This window comes from Pseudomonas sp. F-14 TE3482, from assembly GCF_053629455.1.
This window is the reverse complement of the sequence record NZ_JBRJII010000001.1, coordinates 3,739,342-3,756,245: the sequence shown is the minus strand read 5'-3', so window position 1 is coordinate 3,756,245 and position 16,904 is coordinate 3,739,342. Positions and strand designations below refer to the sequence as shown.

General features: G+C 59.7%; 15 protein-coding genes. 12 read left to right on the top strand and 3 right to left on the bottom strand.

The features are described from left to right. Positions 1-74 precede the first annotated feature (74 nt). The 9 genes from AB7M26_RS16990 to AB7M26_RS16950 all read left to right on the top strand — a co-directional run bounded on the left by AB7M26_RS16990 (position 75) and on the right by AB7M26_RS16950 (position 10,406). Positions 75-578 carry an Hcp family type VI secretion system effector gene (locus AB7M26_RS16990; protein ID WP_038984147.1) on the top strand — a complete coding sequence of 168 codons (504 nt, stop codon included), beginning with the start codon at positions 75-77 and terminating at the stop codon, positions 576-578. A 15-nt stretch (positions 579-593) separates the two neighbouring features. Beyond that, positions 594-1,037 carry a type VI secretion system baseplate subunit TssE gene (tssE, locus tag AB7M26_RS16985; RefSeq protein WP_123495148.1) on the top strand — a complete coding sequence of 148 codons (444 nt, stop codon included), beginning with the start codon at positions 594-596 and terminating at the stop codon, positions 1,035-1,037. Continuing rightward, positions 1,021-2,814: a type VI secretion system baseplate subunit TssF gene (gene tssF, locus AB7M26_RS16980; protein WP_123495150.1), complete on the top strand. Its 1,794-nt coding sequence runs from the start codon at positions 1,021-1,023 to the stop codon at positions 2,812-2,814. Before tssE ends, tssF begins: the two co-directional genes overlap by 17 nt. Then, positions 2,778-3,803, top strand: coding sequence for a type VI secretion system baseplate subunit TssG (tssG, locus tag AB7M26_RS16975; protein WP_123495152.1), 1,026 nt, complete (start codon positions 2,778-2,780; stop codon positions 3,801-3,803). The genes tssF and tssG overlap by 37 nt, the downstream gene beginning before the upstream one ends. Positions 3,804-3,805: 2 nt before the next feature. Next, complete coding sequence (gene tssH, locus AB7M26_RS16970) at positions 3,806-6,349, top strand: type VI secretion system ATPase TssH (protein WP_123495154.1); 2,544 nt, start codon at positions 3,806-3,808, stop codon at positions 6,347-6,349. Between the two features lie 196 nt (positions 6,350-6,545). Further along, positions 6,546-7,136 (top strand): hypothetical protein, encoded by a 591-nt coding sequence (locus tag AB7M26_RS16965; protein ID WP_148050128.1) that lies wholly within the window; start codon positions 6,546-6,548, stop codon positions 7,134-7,136. 19 nt (positions 7,137-7,155) lie between these two features. Further along, positions 7,156-7,716 carry a hypothetical protein gene (locus tag AB7M26_RS16960; RefSeq protein ID WP_123495156.1) on the top strand — a complete coding sequence of 187 codons (561 nt, stop codon included), beginning with the start codon at positions 7,156-7,158 and terminating at the stop codon, positions 7,714-7,716. Between the two features lie 125 nt (positions 7,717-7,841). After that, entirely contained in the window at positions 7,842-9,851 is a 2,010-nt protein-coding gene (gene tssI / locus AB7M26_RS16955) for a type VI secretion system Vgr family protein (protein ID WP_123495158.1), read from the top strand. Between the two features lie 12 nt (positions 9,852-9,863). After that, positions 9,864-10,406: a toxin-antitoxin system YwqK family antitoxin gene (locus AB7M26_RS16950; protein WP_123495160.1), complete on the top strand. Its 543-nt coding sequence runs from the start codon at positions 9,864-9,866 to the stop codon at positions 10,404-10,406. Positions 10,407-10,606: 200 nt separating this feature from the next. On the opposite strand, the gene AB7M26_RS16945 is transcribed toward AB7M26_RS16950, so the two are convergent. Next, a complete protein-coding gene (locus AB7M26_RS16945; RefSeq protein ID WP_123495162.1) occupies positions 10,607-11,002 on the bottom strand; it encodes a DUF4280 domain-containing protein in 396 nt (131 codons plus the stop codon). Between the two features lie 189 nt (positions 11,003-11,191). Between AB7M26_RS16945 and AB7M26_RS16940 the strand changes: the two genes are divergently transcribed. The 3 genes from AB7M26_RS16940 to AB7M26_RS16930 all read left to right on the top strand — a co-directional run bounded on the left by AB7M26_RS16940 (position 11,192) and on the right by AB7M26_RS16930 (position 14,461). After that, on the top strand, positions 11,192-12,259 hold the full coding sequence (locus tag AB7M26_RS16940; RefSeq protein WP_123495164.1) for a phosphotransferase family protein: 1,068 nt from the start codon (positions 11,192-11,194) through the stop codon (positions 12,257-12,259). Positions 12,260-12,283: 24 nt separating this feature from the next. Next, positions 12,284-13,051 carry an SDR family oxidoreductase gene (locus AB7M26_RS16935; protein ID WP_008009686.1) on the top strand — a complete coding sequence of 256 codons (768 nt, stop codon included), beginning with the start codon at positions 12,284-12,286 and terminating at the stop codon, positions 13,049-13,051. Between the two features lie 294 nt (positions 13,052-13,345). After that, complete coding sequence (locus AB7M26_RS16930; RefSeq protein ID WP_123495168.1) at positions 13,346-14,461, top strand: Gfo/Idh/MocA family protein; 1,116 nt, start codon at positions 13,346-13,348, stop codon at positions 14,459-14,461. Between the two features lie 475 nt (positions 14,462-14,936). Here AB7M26_RS16930 and AB7M26_RS16925 read toward each other — a convergent pair whose 3' ends face one another. Continuing rightward, entirely contained in the window at positions 14,937-15,185 is a 249-nt protein-coding gene (locus tag AB7M26_RS16925; RefSeq protein WP_123495170.1) for a DUF1652 domain-containing protein, read from the bottom strand. A 193-nt stretch (positions 15,186-15,378) separates the two neighbouring features. Further along, positions 15,379-16,875: a helix-turn-helix transcriptional regulator gene (locus AB7M26_RS16920; protein ID WP_123495172.1), complete on the bottom strand. Its 1,497-nt coding sequence runs from the start codon at positions 16,873-16,875 to the stop codon at positions 15,379-15,381. Between the last annotated feature and the right edge of the window lie 29 nt (positions 16,876-16,904).

Here is a 16,904-nt window from a genome sequence, read left to right as displayed (position 1 = left end):
GTTCGCTTCTAACTGATTGGCATTGGGCATTCACCCCACTTGTCTATAGCGATTACTTTCAGGAGTTTCATGCGATGGATGCAATCATTCTCGACCTCGGCGGCGACATCAAAGGCGATAGCCTGCTCGAGGGTTACAAGGACAAGATCGAGGTCATGTCCTACAGCCACAACGTGGCGATGCAGGTGACCAACGACGTCAGCAACTCGGAGCGGACCTCCGGCAAGCCGCACATCGGCGAGTTCACCCTGACCAAATTCGTCGACAGCTCGACGCCCTCCCTCAACGAATATTGCTGCGCCGGCAAACCGATCCCGGAAGCCAAAATCACCATCGGTCGCAACGCCGCCGAAGGCAGCGGTCAGCTGATGCCGTTCATCATCTACACCCTGACCAACGTCGTGCTGTCCAACGTCAGCGTCAGTGGCGGTACGGGTGGCAAACCGGTGGAAACCCTGTCGCTGAACTTCACCAAGATCAAGTGGGAACTCACCGCCCAGAAAGACGACGGCACCAAGGAAGGCACGGCCGCCTCGACCTGGGACATGGCCGCCAACAAACTCATCAAAGCCAAGTAAGCGGACGCGTCGGTCATGGCTGGCACCGGCATCCTCCCACCGTTGTTCGAGCGCCTCGCTTCAAGCGAGGTCGACACCATGCAGGTGTTCGATCGCCAAGGGCTGCTCGACTCGGTGCACACGGAGTTGCTGCGCCTGTTCAACACCCGACGCGGCCAACGTCCACTGACCTCCCCACCGAGCATTCTCGACTACGGCATCGCTGACTGGACCGCCTTGCAACAGCAGCGCAGCGATGACCGTCGTCAGTTGGCACGGGAAGTCCGCGTGGCCATCACCCACTTCGAACCGCGCCTGCAACTGGGCGAGGTTCAGGTCAATCCGGTCCCCGGCCATCCGCAGCAACTGAGCATTCGGCTGCTGGGCGAGTTGCGCAGCGGCCAGCAGCACTGGCCCGTGGCATTTGTCATCGAGAAGGCGGGCGATGGCCTTGAGGTGCGTCATGAGCGACTCGATTGACCCGCAACTGCTCGATTACTACCAGCGCGAACTGACCTGGCTGCGGCACGCCGGGAGCATTTTTGCCGAGCGTTATCCCAAGGTCGCCAGACGCCTGGAATTGTCCCCCGGTGAATGCCCCGACCCGCATGTCGAACGCCTGCTCGAAGGTTTCGCCTTGCTCGCGGCGCGCTTGCAACGGCGGCTCGATGACGACTACGCCGAATTCAGCGACGCCTTGCTCGAACAGCTTTACCCGCTGGCGATGCGGCCATTACCGTCCTGCGCAATCGTGCAGTTCGAGCCGGATCCGAGCAAAGGCAACCTCGCCGGCGGATACCCGTTGCCCAGGGACACGCCACTGTTCGTCACCACCAGCAAAGGCGAAAGCATCCATTTTCGCACCAGCGCCGCGGTTCGATTGTGGCCGCTGGAAATCAATGAAGCGCTGTTGCTGGGCAGCGACGAAGCACAGGCTCTGACTGGTGTGGCGCAAGCGCGCTCGGCCCTGCGCCTGAGCCTGCGTTGCCTCGGTGAAAGCCAGTGGTCGGAGTTGGCGATCAAACAGTTGCGCGTGCACCTGGCCGCCTCCCCGGTGATCAACGCCTGCTTGTATGACCTGCTCGGCGCCCACGCCGTGAAGGTGCTGGCCGGCCCCGTCGGCAGCGTGCCGAAAGTGTTGGCGGGGTTGCCGGACATTGTCGGTTTTGCCAGCGACGAAGTGCTGTTGCCGGACGAGGACGGCGTGCATCCGGGCATGCGCCTGCTCGCCGAGTACTTTGCCTTCCCGGACAAATTCAATTTCTTCGATATCCCGTTGGCCGGTGCCACCAGCGACAGCCAGATGCTGTACCTGTACATCGTCTTCGACCGCGCCCCGGCCAACCGTCTGCACCTTCAGGCCAGCGACTTCGCCTTGGGCTGTGCGCCGGTGATCAATCTGTTCCCACGAACCTCGGAGCCCCTGCGCCCGGACGGCACCCGCAGTGAGTACCGCCTGGTGGCCGACAGTCATCGGGAAAACAGCGTCGAGATCCACAGCATCCGGGCGATGCGCGCCAGTTCCAGTCAGGGGGTGCTGCGCGTTCCCGCTTATTACGGCAGCCAGCATATCGGCGGTGAAAAGCAATGCTACTGGCACGCGCGACGGGTCAGCGGCATGACCCCGAATCGTCTGGGCACCGACTTGATGGTGAGCCTGGTGGACACCCGTCTCGACCCATTGTCCGAGGCCACCGAATACAGCCTCACCGCCGAACTGCTGTGTACCAACCGACATCTGGCCCAAAGCTTGCCGGCCGGTACGCCACTGGGTTTCGAACGACCGGGGCCAGTGGCCTGGGCTCGTCTGCGCAACCCTCCCAGCCCGCAGAGTTTGCCACGACTGGACGGCGAATCCCGTTGGCGGCTGGTATCGCAACTGACCCTCAATCATTTGTCGCTGGTCGAGGGTCCGCAGGCGCTGGATGCCCTCAAGGAAATACTTCAGTTGCACAACCTGCGTGACGAGGCCAGCGCCCTGCGGCAGATCGAAGGTTTGCTCGGCCTTGGCTGTGAACGGGTGATCGCCCATGTCGGTGAAGATGCGTGGCGCGGCTGGCGCAATGGGCTGGAGGTTCAGCTGCAACTCGATCCGCAGCATTTCGTCGGCAGCAGCGCCGTGATGTTTTCAGCGGTGCTGGCGCAATTCTTTTCACTCTATGCCACGGCCAATCGCTTTGTGCGCACGGTCCTGATCCAGTCAGACAAGGAGGTCAAGACATGGCAACCCCAAGCCGGCATGCCACTCTCCCTCTGAGCCTGAGCCAGAAGCTGCGGCGCGATCCACAGGCGTTCGAATTATTGCAGGCGTTGCTGCTGCTGGAGCGTGAACACCCACAAGCCGAATCCCTGGGCAGCGGCACCGCGCCTCAAGCGGAAGCCCTGCGCCTGCGCGGGCCGTTAACGCCGCTTTTTTCCGCCAGCGAAATCGAAAGCCTGACCCAGGAAACGGGCCAGCAACCGACGCTCAGCACGCCGGTGTTTGGCCTCGGCGGGCCCGACGGCCCCCTGCCCTACGCCTATCAGGAATGGCTGCAACAACGGGCTCGCGCCAAGGACCATGCACCGGCCGAGTTCCTCGACCTGTTCCAGCATCGCTTGCTCAGCTTGCTGTACAAGGTGATGCGCAAACACCGGATTGCCATTGGCTTCACAGCCCCCGGCGCGTCCCCGGTGCAGGCGCAACTGCGGGCGCTGACCGGGTTGTTGCCCAAAGCCTTGCAGGAACGTCAGGCTGTTCCCGATTCCGCCGTACTGGCATGCAGCGCGCTGTTTGCCGACGGTCGTCGCTCCCTCGCCGGCTTCGCCGCGATCGTGCGCGAGCACTTCGAACTGCCGGTCGCACTCAGCGCCTATGAAGGTGCCTGGCGGGACATCCCCCCGGCCAGTCGCAGCCGCCTGCAACCGGGAGGCCGCAACCTGCAACTGGGCCGCAGCGCCGTGGCCGGCACCCGAGTCTGGGATGAACACGCCGGCATCCGCCTGACGCTCGGTCCGCTGACCTCGGCGCAGGCGGCGCGGTTTCTGCCGGACGGCGAATCCCATCCAGCACTGGCCAGCCTCAGCGCGTTGTATTTCGGCCCCGATCTGGATTGCACGCTGGTGCTGTTGGTGCGCGGTGCCAGCCCGATAAAACTCGGTCGCCAGGCCCCGCCCTTGCTCAGTTGGAGCGGTGGCCTGCAACGCCAGACCAGCCTTGCCGTGCAGCAGATCGAAACCCGCCTTCGTCAGCTGGAGATCACCTGAACATGGAACTGGCCAGCCTGATCGGACGCCTCAACCCGGACAACCGCCGCGCCCTCGAACGGGCCGCGCAACGCTGCCTGCAACGGGGTCATCATTACGTCGAAATCGAGCACCTGCTGCTTGAGTTGCTGGACATCGAGGGCGGTGACTTCGCCTGGCTGCTGCCGCGCTTCGGCCTGGAACGCGATGCCCTGACGGCGGAAATCAACAAGTCCCTGGAACTGTTCAAATCCGGCAGCACCCGCACCCCGGCGCTCTCGGCGCAAACCATCGGGCTGCTCGAAGACGCGGTGGTTCAGGCCAGTGTGCTCGGTCTCGACAGCATCCGTTCCGGCTTGCTGCTGCTGGCCTTGCTCGACCGCGATGAACGCCGCAGTCTGCTGCTCAATAGCGCCTCGTCGCTGTTGAAAATTCCGCGGGAAGCCTTGCGCAGCAACCTGCTGGAGTGGACCGAAAACTCTCGCGAACACGTCGGCGGCACGCGGCCTGTCAATGCCGGCAAGCCGCAGCCGAAACAGGACTCGGTGCTCGATCAGTTCACCCAGGACCTGACCGCCGACGCCCACGCCGGGCGCATCGACCCCATCGTCGGACGCGACGGCGAGATTCGCCAGTGCATCGACATCCTGCTCAGGCGTCGGCAGAACAATCCGATCCTGGTCGGCGCGCCGGGCGTGGGCAAAACGGCGGTGGTCGAAGGCCTGGCCCTGCGCATTGCTGCTGGCGATGTACCGCCGTCGTTGCAGGAAGTCAGCCTGCGGGTGCTCGACCTCGGTTTGTTGCAGGCCGGCGCCGGGGTCAAAGGCGAGTTCGAACAGCGGCTCAAAGGTGTGATTGACGCGGTGCGCAGCGCCGACAAACCGATCATTCTGTTTATCGACGAAGCCCATACCCTGATTGGCGCTGGCGGCGCAGAAGGCGGCAGCGACGCGGCCAACCTGCTCAAGCCGGCGCTGGCCCGTGGCGAGTTGCGCACCCTCGCCGCCACGACCTGGCTCGAGTACAAAAAATACTTCGAGAAAGACCCGGCCCTCGCCCGCCGTTTTCAGTTGGTGCAAGTCGAGGAGCCGGACGAAACCACCGCCGTGGAAATGCTCCGTGGCGTGGCCGCGAAACTGGAACAGCACCACGGCGTGCAGGTGCTGGACGCGGCGATCCACGAAGCAGTGAAACTGTCCCACCGCTACATCTCCGGGCGTCAGTTGCCGGACAAAGCCATCAGCGTGCTTGACACCGCCTGCGCCCGGGTCGCCCTCGGCCAGCACGACGTGCCGCCACCGCTGGAAAGCCTGCGCCATCGCCAGAACAGCCTCAAGGATGAAGTCGAACGCCTGCGTCGCGAACAAGCCACCGGGCTCGATCACCGGGAACGCATCACCCTGCTGGAAACCGAATCCGTCGGTAATGTGCAAGCCATTCGCGACCTGGAAATCCGCTGGAACGAAGAACGGATCGCCGTGCGCGAACTGCTGGAAACCCGCCGCGAGTTACTCACTTTGAGCGAGCGCGCCGACAACGACAAACCGGACGAAGCCACCGACAGCCGCATCGATCATCTGGCCGCGGAACTGGTACGACTCGAGGCCGGTCTGGATGCCATTCGCCAGGACGATCCGCTGGTGCCGGAACAGGTCGACGCAAAAACCGTGGCCGCCGTGATCGCCGGCTGGACCGGCATCCCGGTGGGCAAAATGCTCGCCGACGAAGCCCACGCCGTACGCACCCTCGGCCAGCGCATGGGCCAGCGGGTCATGGGCCAAAGCACCGCGCTGAACACCATCGCCCAACGCCTGCAAGCCTACCGCGCCGGCCTCACCGACCCGCAAAAACCGGTCGGCGTATTCCTGCTGGTTGGCCCCACGGGCGTGGGCAAAACCGAAACCGCTTATGCGTTGGCCGACGCGCTCTACGGCGGCGAACGCAACCTCATCAGTATCAACCTTTCCGAATACCAGGAAGCCCACACCGTCAGCCAACTCAAAGGCGCCCCGCCCGGCTACGTCGGTTATGGCAGCGGTGGCGTACTCACCGAAGCGGTGCGGCGCAAACCCTATTCGGTGGTGCTGCTGGATGAAATCGAAAAAGCCCATCCGGATGTGCTCGAAGCCTTCTACAACGTCTTCGACAAAGGCGTGATGGAAGACGGCACCGGGTTGGTGGTGGATTTCAAAAACACCGTGATGCTCGCCACTAGCAACGTTGGCGCTGAATTGCTGCTCGACACACCGGTCGCGCAACTGGGCACCGATGCCTTCAATGAAGCGTTGCACAAAGTGCTGCTGAAAGCGTTTCGACCAGCGTTTCTGGCGCGCATGACGGTGGTGGCGTATCGGCCTCTGGATGAGGTGACGCTGGAAGGGATTGTGCTGGCGAAACTGGAGAAATTGCGCGGACGCTACAAGGCTGCGACCGGGAAACAGTTTGAGTTTGATGCCGGGATAGTGCAGGCGGTATTGGCCAAGTGCAGTGCGGCGGGAGCGAGGGATGTAGAGAATGTGTTGATGACGCAGGTGACGGGGAAGTTGGCGGAGTGGGTGTTGGAGTGAATACAGGATGCAGCCCGCCCAGTTCGTAGAAAAATGTAAAACAAGTTAACAAGGAGTTTTGCCATGACATTAAGCAATAGCGCAACCAGAAAACATACCAACGGAAAGTAGTTAGCTTAAATACCGACACCCTTAACAACGGCTCTCATAGGCAACCACAATATCAAGACACGTTCAATACAAAGGAATCAAACTAATGGCGACTCGTATTTTTTTTCGCGGTGACAGTCGTGCACCTTATGGTCAGCATAGTATCTTCGCGCTGGGTTTTTCAAGGAGGGACTTGACAGCGCCAAGCCCTGTCTATAGAGCGACGCCGAACTACGCAGGCGACATTGAACCTGACAGTGCTGTCTGTGTGTCTGCACGCATTAGTGCATCCGCGCTATTCCCATTGGATGTTGCAGTAGCACGAACGTATATTTATGCAGTGGCATTAGATACCAGCGCAGTCACCAACACTCATAAACGGCAGGTCGAGGACGGCCTTGCTGGAGTAGCGGTCAGCGGCGTTAATGCTCTTTGGCCATTGTTTGCTCAAGAACTTGCGATTCCCGAGATCCCGGCAAATCAGATTATTGCGTCGGTTGCGTGCGACAGAGTATGGAATGGCGCTGACTGGTCAGCCGGCGCCGTTTATACCCTACATTCCCCCGTAGCAACCAATCCAGCGTGCACGGTCAACGCACAATTTCGTGATGCAGCCGTTAGCTTCCTCATGGCAGAGATCAACTTGGGCAATAACAACACTCCTTTAATGGGCAATGGGTATCATCCTGTGAATTAAACTTAAAAGGAGAACAAAAGTGAACATTACGCCTACATTGCGCCGAGCCATGCAAAACCTGCTGACCTACTCGAACGGTGAGACCGGATTAATAATGCGCTGGAACAATGACGACCGTACCATAGAAACCGTTTGGTCCGAAGGTTATAAAAACATTGAAAATGTTACACAAGTGGGGTCCGGTCGCGCGCCCATACAAAGACTCGAGAATACGTACGACGAAAGCAAAAGCCAGCCAAATTTCGGAGGACATGCAGAGGAAATATTAATCAGAACGTGGGACTACTACAAAAAATCTCTTGGCATCTACCCCATATCCGTTGACATCATACTCACACATAGTCCTTGTCGTGATGTATCAGGCGTATTCAGAGATGCTAAAGGGACGGTGTGGCCATGTGGATGCTCGAACAAACTCTATAAACTAATTAACGAAATAGAAACCAACGTCAAAGTTTGGAACATTGCCTACTTTGCATACTACGGTACCGCTGCTTCAACCGGCAAAGCGATTGAGGGAGTCTCCAAGTTACAATCGCACCCTCGTGTTTTAACCTATTATTTCCATGGCGTTCCATGAACACCATAGGCCAATAATTAGCACAAATAAACACATCACTCTTTCATGGGTAATTCTGGGATTATCGATCAGTTCCTACTCACATAATCAACAACACAAGCTCCAACCACCCATTGAGGCCCCCAATGCCCCGCACTACCGACAGCAACACCAGTCTCTCCCTCACTGCCAACTCGCTGTCGGCGCTTTATCCTGAGTCGCTGTCCGGCGAAGAAACCCTCAATTCGCTGGGCACACAAACCCTCAACGGCCTCAACGACGGCACATCACTCACCCTGACCACGGCCATCGCCACCCACCTCACCACCACCCTGCACAACGACGCCCTCACCCGCCCGATGGATGCATTGGTCGCAGAAATCCGCCAACTCCCGGCTGACGCCACCGCCGAACGCTATCAGCTTGTGTTAAGGCCATGGCTCTGGTGGCTGACCCTGGCCAGCAACAACCGCGTATTCCAGAACCTCAGCACCTCTGACATCGTCACCACGATTTTCAAGGCTCATGGTTTTACCGATTTCAAGCTGTCATTGAGCGGTAGTTACACCCCGCGCGAATACTGCGTGCAGTACGGCGAAACCGATTTCGCCTTCGTTTCACGGTTGCTGGAAGAGGAAGGGATTTTCTGGTTTTTCACCCATGAGGACGGCAAACACACCCTGGTGTTGGGTGACAGCAACGACGCCTTCCCGCAGATTCCCAACGGTCCGAAGCTCACCTACCTCGGCCAGCAAATGGGTGAGCGAGAACTGCACGGCATTCGCTCCGGCCAGGTCTGCGTACAGGCGGTGGCCGGGGTGTATCAGGCGACGGATTACGAGTTCACCACCCCGACCACCTCGCTCTACAGCCAGGCCGAAGCCGTCGCCGGGCCACGGTCGATGTACGAGCACCCCGGTAGCTACAACACCAAAGCGCGCGGTGATGCGCTGACCAAGCAGCGTGTCGATGGATTGCGCAGTCAGGAGAAGCGTTTTGTCGGTGAAAGCGATTGCCGCTGGCTGGTGCCGGGGCACTGGTTCACTCTCGCAGGGCACGATGATTCGACGTTGAATATCGATTGGGTGGTAACGGCGGTGACTCACGAAGCCAGCCATGACAGTTATCGCAATCGCTTCGAAGCCATCCCCAAGGCCACGCCTTACCGTCCGACGCGAATCACACCCAAGCCACGCATGCACACGCAAACGGCAATCGTCGTCGGCAAGTCCGGCGAGGAAATCTGGACCGACGAATACGGCCGGATCAAGTTGCAGTTCCCGTGGGATCGCGACGGCAAGAACGACGAAGCCAGTTCCTGCTGGGTGCGGGTTGTGTTGCCCTGGAGCGGCAAGGGTTTTGGCATGCAGTTCGTGCCACGGATCGGCCAGGAAGTGATCGTGACGTTTATCGATGGCGATCCCGATCGACCGCTGGTGACGGGTTGCGTCTACAACGGTGACAACGCCCTGCCCTATGCGCTGCCAGCGAATCAGACCCAGTCCGGGATCAAAACCCAATCGTCCAAGGGCGGTGGTGGTTTCAACGAGCTGCGATTCGAGGACAAGAAGGACGCCGAAGAAGTGTTTCTCCAGGCGCAGAAAGATCTGAAGATCAACGTGCTCAACGACACCACCGCCACGGTCGGCCACGACGAAACCCTGACCGTACAGAACGCCCGTACGCGCACGGTGAAGGAAGGCGACGAGACCGTGACCCTGGAGAAAGGCAAACGCAGCGTGACCATCCAGACGGGCAGTGACACTCTCGATGTGAAGGACAGTCGCACGGTGACCGTGGGCGCGGACCAGACCCACAGCACCGGTGGCAACTACACGCACAAGGTCACCGGCGATTACAGTCTGACGGTGGACGGCAACCTGACCATCAAGGTGACCGGTACCCTGACCCTGCAAAGCGGCGGCAGTTTTGCGATCAAGAGTGGCGCTGATCTGGCGGCCCAGGCCAGCACCTCGATCAGCCAGAAGGCCGGTACATCCCTGAGCAATCAGGCGGGAACCTCGTTGGAGAACAAGGCCGGCACGACCATGACCAACGATGCCGGGATCAGCCTGACCAACAAGGGCGCCGCTTCGCAGACCGTGGACGGTGGCGGCATGCTGACGATCAAGGGTGGTCTGGTGCAGGTCAACTGACAAGGAGAACCCATGGCCATCACGCCGCTGGATTTGCAGCAGAACGATAGACAGCTTAACGGTCGCTTGCTCGATGGCCAGCTCGACGGTGCGCTGCACATCAAGGATGACGGGCGCGCGCAGGCTGATTTGCACTACAGCCAGGGCGAACTGCAAGGCACTACCCTGCTTTACCACCCCAATGGCAAGGTCTCGGCGCAGCTGCCGTTTGTTCGTGACAAGCTGCAGGGGGTCGCGAGTTTCTATGCGCCGCAAGGCTGGCTGCAGCGCAAGGCGACTTACCGCCGAGGGCTGCTGCATGGCGAGGCATTCAATTACTTTCCCGACGGGCAACTGGCCGAAGCAGAGTTCTACCGCGATGGTGTGCGCGAGGGGCGGTATCAGCGCTTTCATCCCAACGGCAAACCGGCCGTCGAGGCTCGATATCTCAATGGTCTGTTACTGGAACCGGAACAGGGTTTTGCCAGCGATGGGCGACCGCTGGATGCCGAGGGCAAGCCGATTTCGAGGGTGCGCTGGTGGTTCAGGCGCTGGAGTGATTCTACGGAAGCCTGAAGCTCTACATTGGCTGGGACGCCCCTATCGCGGGCAAGCCCGCTCCCACAGTGATCACTGTTGTTCACAAATACTGCATTCACAGAAGATCCCCTGTGGGAGCGGGCTTGCCCGCGATGAGACCCTCACATTCAACATCGATGTCGCCTGACACGCCGCCTTCGCGAGCAAGCCCGCTTCCATAGTTTGATCGTGTGCGGTCAGGGAATGAGCATCTGCATTTGCCCCGGCATCACGATTTTTATCACCCCTGCCCAATTGCACATCAGGGTGCTGTTGGCATCGATGGCCGGCATGCCGCCCAGCAGCAGGGTCGGCGCGCCGCCGGGGATCCACGGGGTGGCGGTGGCCGGGAGGCAGGGCATCGGCGTCAATACGCCAAGCGCTGCGGCGGTGGCGGCCGCGACCATCGGGTTGGCCATGCTCATGCACGTGCCGAACGGCATGATGTTCACCAACGGAATGTGATCCATGATGTTCGCCGCTGGCATGCCCCCGGTCAGCGTGCGATTCACCGGCAACACGTTGAGTACCGCTGGTGCCGCGCCGAAACTGCATTGCAGGGTCGCGGTGGCGCAAACTTGCGGACACCCCATGTCAAATCTCCTTCTTGGAAGCGACGGTCCACTGAACCATAGTCCGCCGAGCCCGTTCGCGCACATCAGGAACGCTGATTATCCGGCAACACGCTAACCTATAAGACCGTGCCGCGCTTGTGGCCACCCCGGCGCACCATTAGATTAGTCAATGATGTCTGGCCTCCAAAATAAGCAGAAGGGATAAGCATGGCGCTTACTGACCAGTCCACCCGTATCCGCTCCGGCGAAGAACTCGATGCCAGCCTGATCGATCCATACCTCAAGGCGCACATTCCGGGCCTGAGCGGCTTACCGAAAATCAGCCAGTTTCCGGGCGGTGCGTCGAACCTGACCTACCTGCTGGAATACCCCCAACAGGAATTCGTCCTGCGTCGGCCACCGTTCGGCCACAAGGCCAAGTCCGCCCACGACATGGGCCGCGAATTTCGCATTCTCAATCAGCTGCGGGACGGCTTTCCCTATTGCCCCAAAGCCTATGTGCACTGCACCGACGAATCAGTGATCGGCGCCGAATTTTATGTGATGGAACGGGTCAAGGGGATCATCCTGCGCTCCGAACTGCCACCAGAACTGGGGCTTGATTCAGCGAAGACCGAAACCCTGTGCAAGAGCTTCATCGACAAGTTCGTGGAACTGCACCGGGTCGACTACAAGGCCTATGGCCTGGGCGACCTCGGCAAACCCGAAGGCTATGTGGCACGGCAAATCAAAGGCTGGAGCGAGCGCTACGAAAAAGCCCTGACCCCGGACGCGCCTAAGTGGGAAGCGGTCAAAGCCTGGCTCAATGACAAGATGCCGGCCGATCACCCAACGTCGAGCATCGTCCACAACGACTACCGCTTCGACAACGTGATCCTCGACCCCGAGAACCCGATGCAGATCATCGGCGTGCTGGATTGGGAGCTGACCACCCTCGGCGACCCGCTGATGGACCTGGGCAATACTCTCGCCTACTGGATCGAAGCCGACGACCCGGCGCCGGTGCAATTGATGCGCCGCCAGCCGAGCCACGCTCCCGGCATGCTGACCCGCCGTGAGTTCGTCGATTACTACGCCGAACGCGCGGGCATCCAGATCGACAATTTCGACTTCTACTACACCTACGGTCTGTTCCGCCTGGCCGGCATCGTGCAGCAGATCTACTACCGCTTCTTCCATGGTCAGACCCAGGACAAACGCTTCGCGCAGTTCATTCACATGAACAAATTGCTGGAGCAGATGAGCCTGCAAGTCATCCAGAAATCCAGCCTCTGATCGCGCCCATAACAAGGAAAAATCATGTCCAAGACTCAGTTGTTCGACCTCGACGGCAAGATCGCTTTCGTCTCCGGCGCCAGCCGCGGCATTGGTGAAGCCATCGCCAAACTGCTGGCGCAACAAGGCGCCCACGTCATCGTTTCGAGCCGCAAACTCGACGGTTGCCAGCACGTTGCCGACGCGATCATCGCCGCTGGCGGCAAAGCCACCGCAGTCGCCTGCCACATCGGTGAAATGGAGCAGATCACCCAGGTCTTCGCCGGCATCCGCGAACAGTTCGGGCGCCTGGACATTCTGGTCAATAACGCGGCGACCAACCCGCAGTTCTGCAACGTACTGGACACCGACCTGAGCGCCTTCCAGAAAACCGTCGACGTGAACATTCGCGGCTACTTCTTCATGTCGGTGGAAGCCGGCAAGCTGATGCGCGAACACGGCGGCGGCAGCATCATCAACGTCGCCTCAATCAATGGTATTTCGCCGGGGATCTTCCAGGGCATCTACTCGGTGACCAAGGCAGCGGTGATCAACATGACCAAAGTCTTCGCCAAGGAATGCGCGCAATTCGGCATTCGTTGCAACGCCCTGCTGCCGGGTCTGACCGACACCAAGTTCGCTTCGGCGCTGGTAAAGAACGACGCCATCCTGAAAACCGCGCTGCAGCAGATTCCGCTCAAGCGTGTAGCCGACCCGAGTGAGATGGCCGGTGCGGTGTTGTACCTGGCCAGTGATGCGTCGAGCTACACGACTGGGGTTTCGTTGAATGTGGATGGTGGGTTCTTGTCCTGATTGGGTTCTGCGAATAAACCGAAGGCAGCCAAATGGCTGCCTTTTTTGCTTCTCACGTGAGCACACCACCCCGTGTAGGAGCTGCCGAAGGCTGCGATCTTTTGATCTATGGCGTTAGTTGAATCGTTAAAGATCAAAAGATCGCAGCCTTCGGCAGCTCCTACAGAGGGATTGGTATGTTTCCACAGGCAGTATCGGATCCAATATAAGAATATTTATTCCACCATTTGCATATTGGGAATATTTATTCCATAAATAGCCCTCCTGAAAATAAAAACCCAAAGGACCCCGGCTATGCGCGAACTCGGTATCGGACTCATCGGCACAGGTTTCATGGGCCGCGCCCACGCCTTGGCCTTTCGCAACGTCAGCGCCGTTTTTGAATTGCCGCTGAAGCTCAAACTCGCCGCCCTCGCCGACGCCGATCCGCAGCGCGCCCGACATTGCGCCGACGCGTGGGGCTTCGATGCCGCTCACAGTGACTGGCAACAGCTGATCAACGACCCCAAGGTCAATCTGATCGCCATCACCACCCCCAATCATCTGCACTACCCCATGGCCATGGCCGCCCTCGCCGCCGGCAAGCCGGTGTATTGCGAGAAGCCGCTGGCGGTGAACCTCGAACAGGCTAGCGCCATGCGTCTGGCCGCTAAAGCTGCGGGCGTGGTGACGCGGGTCGGCTACAACTACCAGCACAATCCGATCATCGGCCTGGCTCGCGATTTGATTCAAAGCGGAGCGTTGGGACAGATCATCAGTTTCCAGGGCGAATTCAGCGAAGACTTCATGGCCGATCCCGTTTCACCCTGGTCCTGGCGCTGTGACGCCGATTACGCCGGCGGTGCCTTGGCGGACCTTGGCAGTCATTTGCTGGCCATGGCCCGTCATCTGCTTGGCGATATTCAGGCGGTGTGCGCGGATACCCAGACCGTTCATGCGCAACGCCCCGTTACGTTGGGCGGTCAGGAACGGCGCGACGTCGCGGTCGACGATCAGGTCCACGCGTTGCTGCGGTTCGCCAACGGCGCGCGCGGGACGTTCAGCAGCAGCTGGCTCAAACACGGTTACAAGAATCATCTGAGTTTTGAAATCAGCGGCACCCGGGGCACCCTGGCGTTCGATCAGGAGCGCTTGAATGAACTGCGGATGTTTCGCGCAGGGCAAGGCGGTTTTCAACGGCTGCTGGCAGGGCCGGATTTACCGGGTTATGCCGCTTTCAGCCCGGCACCGGGGCATCAGTTGGGTTACAACGAACTCAAGACTCTGGAAGTGCATGAGTTGGTGATGGCGCTGGCCGGCCTCGGTCAGGACGGGACAGATTTCGAGCAAGCGTGGGAAGTCGAACGCCTGGCGACAGCGATTCGTTTGGCGGCACACGAGTCGCGTTGGGTCAGGATCGAGGAAGTCTGAATCGCCGCTCGGGCGACACCCGCCAGTCGCAGAGGGCCACTGGCGGTAAACGCCATTAACCGGAGCAAACTTACTGAGTGACGCAACGGGTCAGGGTCGTGGTCCGCGTCACCTGCCCTTCTGCCCTCATATCACCCTGCACATCGGTGTTTTCGGAGGTCTGACAGGTACGAACCGGTGGTGGTGGCGGCGCAGCGGGTGGTGGAGGTGGCGGACTGGCACATCCACCCAGAATCGCCGCGCAGAGTACGAGCGACAGTGGCGAAAAAATACGTATACCAAGACTGTTCATAGGTTGACCCGCGGTAAGTAATCGACATTTTCCGCGACACAAAAACCACACCGCCTACCTGCGGCCCCGTCACAGAAAAGAAATACCTCGCATTCCTTATAGCCCAGCCACCCGCCAATGCCAGAAAAACAGCGGATAGACTACGGTTGGCGAAACCATAAGCAGCGGAAAACAAGTCAGCGCCTACAATGCACTGGACCGATGCAGACCAATGCTCTCAAGCTCGTACCGCAACTCTTCAATCAGCGCCGTCAACGCCTCCGGCGTCCTGAGATTCGCCATGCTCAACCCGCTGACCACCAGATCCACCTGCCCCGTCGCCGGATGATAAAGCTTCACCGTCAACGAATTATCCCCGGTGAGCGCGCACTCACAGGCCAACGGCGAAAAACTCCGCTCCAGTTGCATACGCAATTGCGCCAGATGATTCATCCCGATTCACCTTGGCGACGACCTGAAATCGACTCCACGCTTGAACTGTTCGCACCCATGTGGCTGTTCCTTTAGCTGCTTCGAAAAGGACGCGATACCGACTCGAAGCCACGTATCGCACCCTCACAGCCTAGAAAAACCAGCCCCTGAGCAGAACATCAAATTGCACCATCCCAACTAGTGCATTTGCATCTTAACGTTGCCCCTTGGGCCGCCTCTCGCTGGAGAACAGACCCCGTTCGCGAGCCCATACAATCGCCTCGCTGCGGCTGTGCACGTCGAGTTTGGAATACACCGTCGAAACATGATTGCGCACCGTATTAGGCGCCAGTTTCAGGCGTGCGGCGATTTCCTTGTCGGCCAGGCCTTCACAGATCAAGCCGAGCACATCGCGCTCTCGCGCGGTCAGTTCGGTGAACGACACAGTGGGCAACTGCGGTGAATTGACGTTCTTCACGTTGGCGAGTTTTTCGATCAGCGTGCGGCTGAACCAGGAGGCATCTTTCATCACCTCTTCAATGGCTGACACCAGTTCCAGCTCGGTGCGTTTGCGCTCCGTAATGTCCATCAACACCAGCAGGTAGCAAGTGCCCCCCTGAATGTTCACGGTGTCCGCCGAGACGGCGCAATCGATCAGCCCGGCATCCTTGCGGCGTACCCTGACATCGATGCGGTCCACACTCCCGGTTTTCTCCAGGGCCGCAAACAGTCGCGTGCGAGCGCCTGCGTCATCGATGAAACCGAGTTGCGCCACGGTCTTGCCGAGCACCTCTTCACTCGGGCACTCGAGGGTATCGAGAAACGCTTCGTTGACATCCATCACCACTTGATCGGCGGCGCTGCACACCAGGATCGGCACCGGGGTGAGGCGAAAGGCTTTGGCAAACCGTTCCTCACTCTGGCGCAGGGCTATTTCAGCCTTGTGCCGCAGTTCCATGTCGACGAAGGAAAACAGCATGCAAGCTTCGTCGTTGAGCTCCAGCGGTTGCCCGGCAACGATCACCTGTTTGCTGCCACCGCCGGGCAATTGCAGTTCGGCCTGCATCTGCGGAATAGTTACCCCGTCACGCAAACGCTGCTTGGCCAGGTCCTTGTTTTCAGCGCGCTCCAGCACATCCAGCTCATAGGTCGAAGCGCCGATCACCTGATCGCGGGCATAGCCGGTCATTTCCAGGAAGCCCTGGTTGACTTTGATGTAGCGCAAATCGCTGAGGCGACAGATCACCGCCGGGGCCGGGTTGGCATTGAAGGTCTTTTCGAAACGCTGCTCGGCGCTGGCCCATTCGGTGACGTCATTCATGATCAGCACCAACGACTCCGGCTCGCCGGCGTGGTCGGCCAGCACCATGCTGCGCACGCTGTGAACCCAGGTGCGTTCGTCGTTTTCGACTGGCGTCAATTCAACCAGTACATCGTTGAACATCTCGCCGCGGGCAACGCGGCTGATCGGATAATTATCCGTCGCCACCGGGTGATTGTTGCGATAGCGCAAGGCAAACCGCTTCGCGTATTCCTTGGCATTGGCCCCCAGCTCACCGATTCGACTGACGCCGTGCATGGTCAGCGCGGCGTCGTTGGCCCAGAGGATCGTCTGGTCCAGCTCCAGCAGAATCACCCCGTCGGACAGGCCGGCGATGATCTGCTGCAACTGGCGGCGATTGGTTTCGGTGGTCAGGACGTCCTGGCTCATTGGATCTCCACGATTGCGGCGGCGCCGTT